We start from the raw sequence: 7,195 nt of genomic DNA, 5'->3' as shown, positions 1-7,195 counted from the left end.
CACTATTTTGGCACATAAAAACGGTTATCATTAAGCGATAACCGTCGTATGGTTCTTTATTTAATCCTATTAAGCATTAAGTCTCGGACATGAGGTTTGGGTGATATGAGAGTAAAATACAGTAAAATATCCTGTGTAACATTTTATTACATTATTTTCTTCATAAAAAAAGAGCGACTAAATAATCGCTCTAATAAAACTATATCTTTTATCTATTTATCAATCCGTGGTATAACATCTCCAGCTCCAATAATACAAAACTGTCTTTTTTTATCCTAGACTGTTTTTCGATATATTTGCTTTTCTTATCAGTCATCGAAAGAATTCCGCATATTGAGGACCAAAAAGTAAATATCACCACAAACGCATCATCTCCTAGATTGAAAAGTTCTGAGATATATTTGTTGATCTCTTCACCTATGTAATACGTGCTTTTTTCGCTCTCATAATACTGACCTTCTGAAAAATCCACGTTTATCACATCTTGTAATAGAGAAAAATAAATAGGGTATTTATCTTTATATCTAATAATGCCTTCACAGACACCTGAATAATTATCCTTATAAGACAATGATTTACTTGTATGATTCATTATTTCATCTTTAAGCAGTTTCATACTATGCAATACCAGATAAGCAACAATCTCTTCCTTATTCTCAAAATATACGTATATCGTAGCCTTACTATATCCAGCACTTTCAGCAATCATTGACACCGTGGTTTTTTCAATACCGTGTGTTATGAATAGTTTTTCTGCTGCGTCAGCAATTCTTTTGCGATGAACTGAAGGCTCTTCTTTTATTCTTCTTGCCATAATTATTTTACCGATATGTAATCGGCCAAATCCCTCCTTATAGCTGCATTTTTTCCATAATCAGCTGTATACCCAACTCTCAAAATCATCTGTATATTCGCTATTCCCAGTTCTTTTTCAAGCGTTTCTCTATACTCTACGCACTCTATGGCGTAACTCATAGGCTGTACAGAAATAGAATCTTTCGTTAGACCAAGCCAAAGATCTACGGTCTTCATTCCACACAAAATAAGCTCCTTTGCAGAATCAACTGAGTTAACTATAACAAAACCAGTACAACCATCCAACTGATTTTTGGTAGTTGTTATTCCTTGTTTTGCAAAGCTTTCTCCTTGAGCGCTTTCGTGGTTTGTAGACAGGTAATAAAGCGTCTTTTTGATACCGCTTATGCCCAGTTGCTCCGCTGGAAGCCCATCCTTTTGATCCAAAGCCTCTTTATCCGAAAACCTTAGCCATGAAGACAACTCCGCCGCAACCTCTTTGTTATAGGCTTGTTCCGTGTACGCTTCTAGGGTTTCACTTTTTATAAGATCAAATTTATTATCACCTACTGAAAAGAAGTAGATTCCACGGTTATTTTCATCAATATATGAGTATTCTTTTTCGCTAATTCCTACTGATCTGTCAAATGCCCTCTTATCTGTGTGACGCTTAGTGATAATTGAGATCAGCTCCTTATCTATCACACCCGAAGTCTTACTATACTCAAGCCTTACATAGTTTTCATCCTGGCAAATCTCATATTTAGTCTCATAACCATAAGCTGAAAAACTCTTTATCAAGGTCTCCACGTAACAGCCCAAGGAAATGTACAATTCGCGGTCCTTTGGGTCTACTACCTTAAGCCGTCTTGATTCATCAAGACAGATAGTTAGATAATTTTCCCCAGGATAAATCTCTATCTTCCAGCTTTGGATATTGTGGGAATTTGGTGCCAATGATCCTAGATAAAGAATTTCCTGCAATTCTTCATCTAGCTCCGCTACATGCTTATTTGTTCTCACATCTACACGTTTTCCCAACAAAAACAGCACTATCAATATTATAACCACAACGACAATCACAAAATACCTCAACTTCATACTCTCCTCCGTTAATTAAACTCATGGTTCGATTAAATCATTGAGAGCTCTCCTTGTCAAGACCACAAAAAAGCTACCCATGGGGTAGCCTTTCTAAACACTGAAATATTCACTTTTTTATTAGTATCATTGCATCTTTTCCGGATATCTTTATCTCTTTTCCCTTAAAATACTCATCACCTGTTACCAGATTACAAGCATCATATGGTAAAACAAACTCTTTTTTCTCCTGAGAGTGATTGAGTACAAATAGGAAGTCACCATTGGAGTTAGAACGCTCTGTTACTTCAAGGTCTTCATCACATTTTAGTAATGGTTGCACTCCACACTCTGAGCATATGTCAGACAAAAATTCCTTATAAAAATCATCGTTTGACTGGGTTGCACAATAATATGCTTTACCTGCACCAAAGGCATTTACTGTAATTACCGGAGCTCCGGCATAAAAGTCCTTTTCATACTTGGCAAGCTCATTTGCAGACCTTAGATGAAGGACATCGCACAGAACCTGCGCAGGATACTCTGTTCCCTTGTAAATAAAGGAATTCGCCTCTTCAGGAGGAAGTGCATCTAACTCTTCTACCCATATTCCCAGTATATCCTTCAGTTTTCCAGGATACCCACCAGTTACAACAAGGTCATTATCATCTACATAGCCGCTAAAAGTGGTAGTAACAAATGTTCCACCGTTTTCTACGAAGCTGCGAATTGTCTGATCATAGCCTTTCTTGCACATATACAACATAGGCGCTATTACTAACTTATACTTTGAAAGATCATCTTTTACACTGATTATATCAACAGGATAATGGTTTCTCCAAAGGGCGTAATAGTACTTTTTTATCTGATCACAGTAATTTAAAAGTCTTGAAGGACCTGCAGACCAGTCTATTGCCCGCCAATTGTCCCAATCAAAAACTATAGCTATCTCAGCTTTTGACCTGGCTCCTAAAATGCTAGAGCCTATTGTCTCAAGTTCTTTTCCAAGAGCAGAGACCTCTCTAAAAACGCGTGTATCCGATGTACCAACATGATCGATGACGGCGCTATGATACTTCTCACAAGCACCGATGCTTCGTCTCATCTGAAAAAACATTACCGTATCTGCTCCATGAGCCATGGCCTGATAACTGTAAAGTCTCATAACTCCTGGCCGCTTTAAGCTACAGTACAGATGCCAATTAGTTACCCCTGGAGTCTGCTCCATAAGTGCAAATGGTTTGCCATTCTTGCAACCTCTCATCAGGTCATGAGATATCGCTGGTTCATAAGGTTTAGCATTATAAGTTGGGTAATTGTCCCAAGAAACAAAATCCATATGCTCCGCCCATTTTTGATAATCAAGCGGCTTGTACATTCCCATAAGGTTCGTTGTAACAGGAATATCCGGCGTATACTTTTTAAGTATCTCTTTCTCTAAAAGAAAACATTCCAGCAGGCTATCAGAGTTGAAGCGAGCATAATCCAAAGATATTCCCTGGAAATTTGTCCTGATTCCATCCCACTCAAATTCTTCTGAGCGAAGATCTGGAGTAACAATATCTTCAAAATCATATAGGGTATGTCCCCAGAAAGTCATGTTCCAAGCGCGATTCACTTCTTCTATGGTTTTATATTTGTCTTTTACCCATGACCTAAAACGCTTCTCGCAGTTTTCACAATAGCATTCGCCACCAAATTCGTTAGAAATATGCCAACATACAATATTATCATAGTCCTTATAGCGCTCAGCAAGCTTTTCAACCAGCTTAGAAGCATACTTTCTGTATGTAGGCGAATTTGGACACGAATTATGACGAGATCCAAACTTACGCTTCACACCATTTTTTTCAGTTCTTAAAATATCTGGATATTTTCTAGCCATCCAGGCCGGATGTGCTGCTGTAGAAGTCGCCATGCAGACCTTAAGACCGTTCTTTTGAACAAGCTCCATTATCTTATCAAGCTTGGAAAAATCGTAAGTATCTTCAGAAGGTTGAAGTTGAGCCCAGCTGAATACATTAAGAGTTACTATATCAATATGTGCTTCCTTAAAAAGCCTCATATCCTCTTCCCATATATCTTCAGGCCATTGCTCTGGATTATAATCTCCACCATACAATATTTTTTGTACTTTGCTAGATTCGACCATAAAAAAACCTCCTTACAGAAACCTGTAAGGAGATTATTGCATAACAAATCGTATATTGCTAGGTATAATCTTAATATTTCACTTCTTCTGTGAGAGGAGTCTCTAAAAGAGTAGGATTTTCAACAAGCTTCTTTAAAAGCTTCAGTGATCGTCCATAATAGAAGCCATCCGATATTCTCTCATCAATCGTGAAGGAAAGATCTAACTCTCTTTTCATAGTAATATTGCCTTCAGCATCAAAATGTGGCCTGTTGATCTTGGAGCCAACGATAATAAAGATAGAATTAGTACCCCAGTTCATCAGATGATGATAACCTATATTCATTCCTAGTGAACCTAAATTCGAAAGAACTACTGAGCACTGATATGGGTCTGTAGCAATTACTGACTGTGGCATCCATCCATGCTTATCAAGGAATCTTGCAAAAGCTCCTAAGACATGCTTAGCTGGAAGATGCTTGATAAAGTTCATGGCATCAGTAGACTCATCATCCTGTGTCTTGCATAATGCAATCTGGTCTCTTACTTTTTTACTTATACTTTCAAGATTATCGCCCTCTTCTGCCACAATTCTTGCAAGCGTCTCATCTCCATCGTCTTTGAAGTTCTTTTTAACAGTAAATGCCGCTGTGACATTATTGCGCTGGTACAAAGTCTGATTCGCAATAAATCTGTTCATCTGTGGACGAAGATTTATAGTCTTAAGGGTAGCCGCTATAACAAGATCAAAAATAGAAATTCTATGTTCAGGGTTGAGCTTATTATGCTCATGAATGTACCTTTCAGTCTCTGATAGATCAATAGACATTGTCATAAACGCCTCATTGTCACATCTATTAGGATACATAAGTGGCATTACATAATGCATAGCGTCAACATCACGTAATAGCTTTCCGTCTATACGGTCTCCCCATCTTCGATTTCCCAACTTAATATTCCTCCCATTGATAACGAGTTCTAATGCAGTATACATAGCAATTGCTGCCAATACATCTATAAAAGAATGCTGCTTAACAAAGCAAACAGAGATGCAGATCATAACTGCCCATGCGGTCATCATAAATTTCTTCCACAACTTTGACTCCTTACGCGTTATCCACGCAGACAATACTGCAAGAGTGTATCCTACATGCAGTGAAGGACAAACTCCAGTAGGAGTATCTGCCGAATAAATAATCCCCATAAGCCAAGTACAGAAGTTACTATTTTCAAAGTGATCTGGTCTTAAATATTGGACCGAAGGCCATACTATATATATGATAACAGCTGTTATTTGCATTCCTAATACAAGCTTTTCTGCCCTAATAAAACTCTTTATATCATACAATGCCAGATACAGCAGAGACCCAGCCATAAATATATACCAAGATACATAAAATAGCACGAAATATTCGTTAAATGGTATCATGTCATCCACTTTACTGTGAACGACGTGACACGCACTTTCTGGTATTACTCTCTCTGTAACAAAGTACATGAAGAAATATCCTACCCAACCTAATAAAAGAAGCAAATGGCGATATTCAGTACTTGCAATATTTGATAATCTTAATTTTCTATAATCTACAACAGGTTTCTTCATAACAATCTTTCATTATAAGGATACTTTTTTTTTGATACGTTTGGATAAGGAACTACCCTATGCCTAGGAAGGCTATAAGCAATTTCTGAAATCGCATCCTGAAGATATCCACAAATTCTTTCTGCTTCTTCTTCGCTTTTTTTCGTATGATCATAATAAATAGGCTCACCAAATACTAACTCGCCTCTTGCAGGACAAACATACATTGGTACAAATGGGATATCCTGTCCTTCCTGACGATAATAGTATTTGCCAAGGTACGCAAAGCCCCTTTGAAATCTATGCACAATATTGTTATATTCTGTATACTCCTCAGGGAAAATAACAATTTTAGCACTCTGCTCAAGTTTTTCTACTGACAACTGAAAGGTTTTAAAAACCCTCTTATCTTTATATACCGGAAGTGTATCCGCATTAGTAAATACTATTTCTGATAATGATGGAATAAGATGTGCCACCAGTTTGAAAAACGGTCTTATTATAACAGGTTTTTTTGACCAAAAATCCCTGTAAGCATATTCTGCCACTTTATCTTTTTCCATCATTTCAGCTATACACCAAGTATAATGCTCTCCTGGAAAGTATAATTCAACAGAAACAGGTCCATGCGCTTGAGAATGATTCCCAATAACAACTGCCGGACCATCTGGAATATTCTCCATTCCGATTACCTTATATTTTGGAAAAACAATATATGCAATTTTCTTGATCAGCCGAAACACAGGATGTTTCATGAGTCTTTCTCCGCTCGAAAAAAAGATAAAATTTTAAACGCACAAAGGTAATTATAACCAAACTAAAGGCAGCATGCAATTCACTTCTGAATGCAATGCTGCCTAGGTATTTTATCACTAAAACAAAATTTTATGAAAAGGAACTTTCTGCATCACGTATCATATCGCTGAGTTCTTTGTCCGAAACATCAACTACCCACGCCAACATCGTGATATTATGGGCGTGCTCTTCCACTGAAAATTTAGGGCATGTAAGATAAATATCAATTTCATCTTGTAATTTTTTGCGTATCTCAGTTTCTGATCTCATGATCACCTCTCATAAAGTTGTAAAAGGCCAGAGTACAACGTACTCTGGCCTAATCATTATCATAATGAATTACTTCTTGTTGCCGTTTACAAGATCCTTAAGAGCCTTACCAGCCTTGAACTTAGGAACTGTAGCTGCAGGAATCTTAATTGTAGCGCCAGTCTGAGGGTTCTTACCTGTTCTAGCTGCTCTCTTAGATGTTTCAAATGTACCGAAACCTACGAGCTGAACTTTACCCTTCTTCTTAAGCTCCTTAGTTACAGCATTTGTGAATGCCTTAACTGCCTTCTCTGATGCAGCCTTTGTAAGACCTGTCTGCTTTGCGATAGCTTCAACTAATTCTGTTTTGTTCATGTAATGAACCTCCTCAAAAGATTATTAAACCGTTTTATCAGTTTTACAACTGATTATTACCTTTAAAGCGTATTACAAAAAATGTGAGATGTCAACCAAGTTAGCAATTTTCTTAGCTTTTATTGAAAAAAAAACAAAAAATGCTCAATTTTTCCATATTGAAAGCATGCGTATGGTGTTGTAATATA

At 37.2% G+C, this 7,195-nt stretch carries 7 protein-coding genes; all 7 read right to left on the bottom strand.

The genetic code is table 11. The features are described from left to right. Positions 1-208 precede the first annotated feature (208 nt). Positions 209-814: a TetR/AcrR family transcriptional regulator gene (locus BUA02_RS14710; protein ID WP_072705516.1), complete on the bottom strand. Its 606-nt coding sequence runs from the start codon at positions 812-814 to the stop codon at positions 209-211. A 2-nt stretch (positions 815-816) separates the two neighbouring features. Further along, on the bottom strand, positions 817-1,896 hold the full coding sequence (locus BUA02_RS14705) for a hypothetical protein (RefSeq protein ID WP_072705514.1): 1,080 nt from the start codon (positions 1,894-1,896) through the stop codon (positions 817-819). A 109-nt stretch (positions 1,897-2,005) separates the two neighbouring features. Then, positions 2,006-4,027, bottom strand: a complete 2,022-nt coding sequence (locus BUA02_RS14700) for a beta-galactosidase (RefSeq protein WP_072705512.1) — start codon at positions 4,025-4,027, stop codon at positions 2,006-2,008. 70 nt (positions 4,028-4,097) lie between these two features. Further along, entirely contained in the window at positions 4,098-5,609 is a 1,512-nt protein-coding gene (locus BUA02_RS14695; RefSeq protein ID WP_072705510.1) for a 2-oxo acid dehydrogenase subunit E2, read from the bottom strand. Beyond that, complete coding sequence (locus tag BUA02_RS14690) at positions 5,606-6,343, bottom strand: lysophospholipid acyltransferase family protein (RefSeq protein ID WP_072705508.1); 738 nt, start codon at positions 6,341-6,343, stop codon at positions 5,606-5,608. Before BUA02_RS14690 ends, BUA02_RS14695 begins: the two co-directional genes overlap by 4 nt. A 130-nt stretch (positions 6,344-6,473) precedes the next feature. Beyond that, positions 6,474-6,653: a hypothetical protein gene (locus tag BUA02_RS14685; RefSeq protein WP_071174793.1), complete on the bottom strand. Its 180-nt coding sequence runs from the start codon at positions 6,651-6,653 to the stop codon at positions 6,474-6,476. 69 nt (positions 6,654-6,722) lie between these two features. Next, the gene (locus BUA02_RS14680) at positions 6,723-7,007 is read right to left on the bottom strand and encodes an HU family DNA-binding protein (protein WP_071174794.1); all 285 of its coding nucleotides are present in this window, start codon (positions 7,005-7,007) and stop codon (positions 6,723-6,725) included. Between the last annotated feature and the right edge of the window lie 188 nt (positions 7,008-7,195).

This window comes from Butyrivibrio hungatei DSM 14810, from assembly GCF_900143205.1.
In the GTDB taxonomy this organism is placed as follows: domain Bacteria; phylum Bacillota; class Clostridia; order Lachnospirales; family Lachnospiraceae; genus Butyrivibrio; species Butyrivibrio hungatei.
Note: the sequence above shows the minus strand (reverse complement) of the source record. Positions and strands in the feature narration are given on the sequence as shown.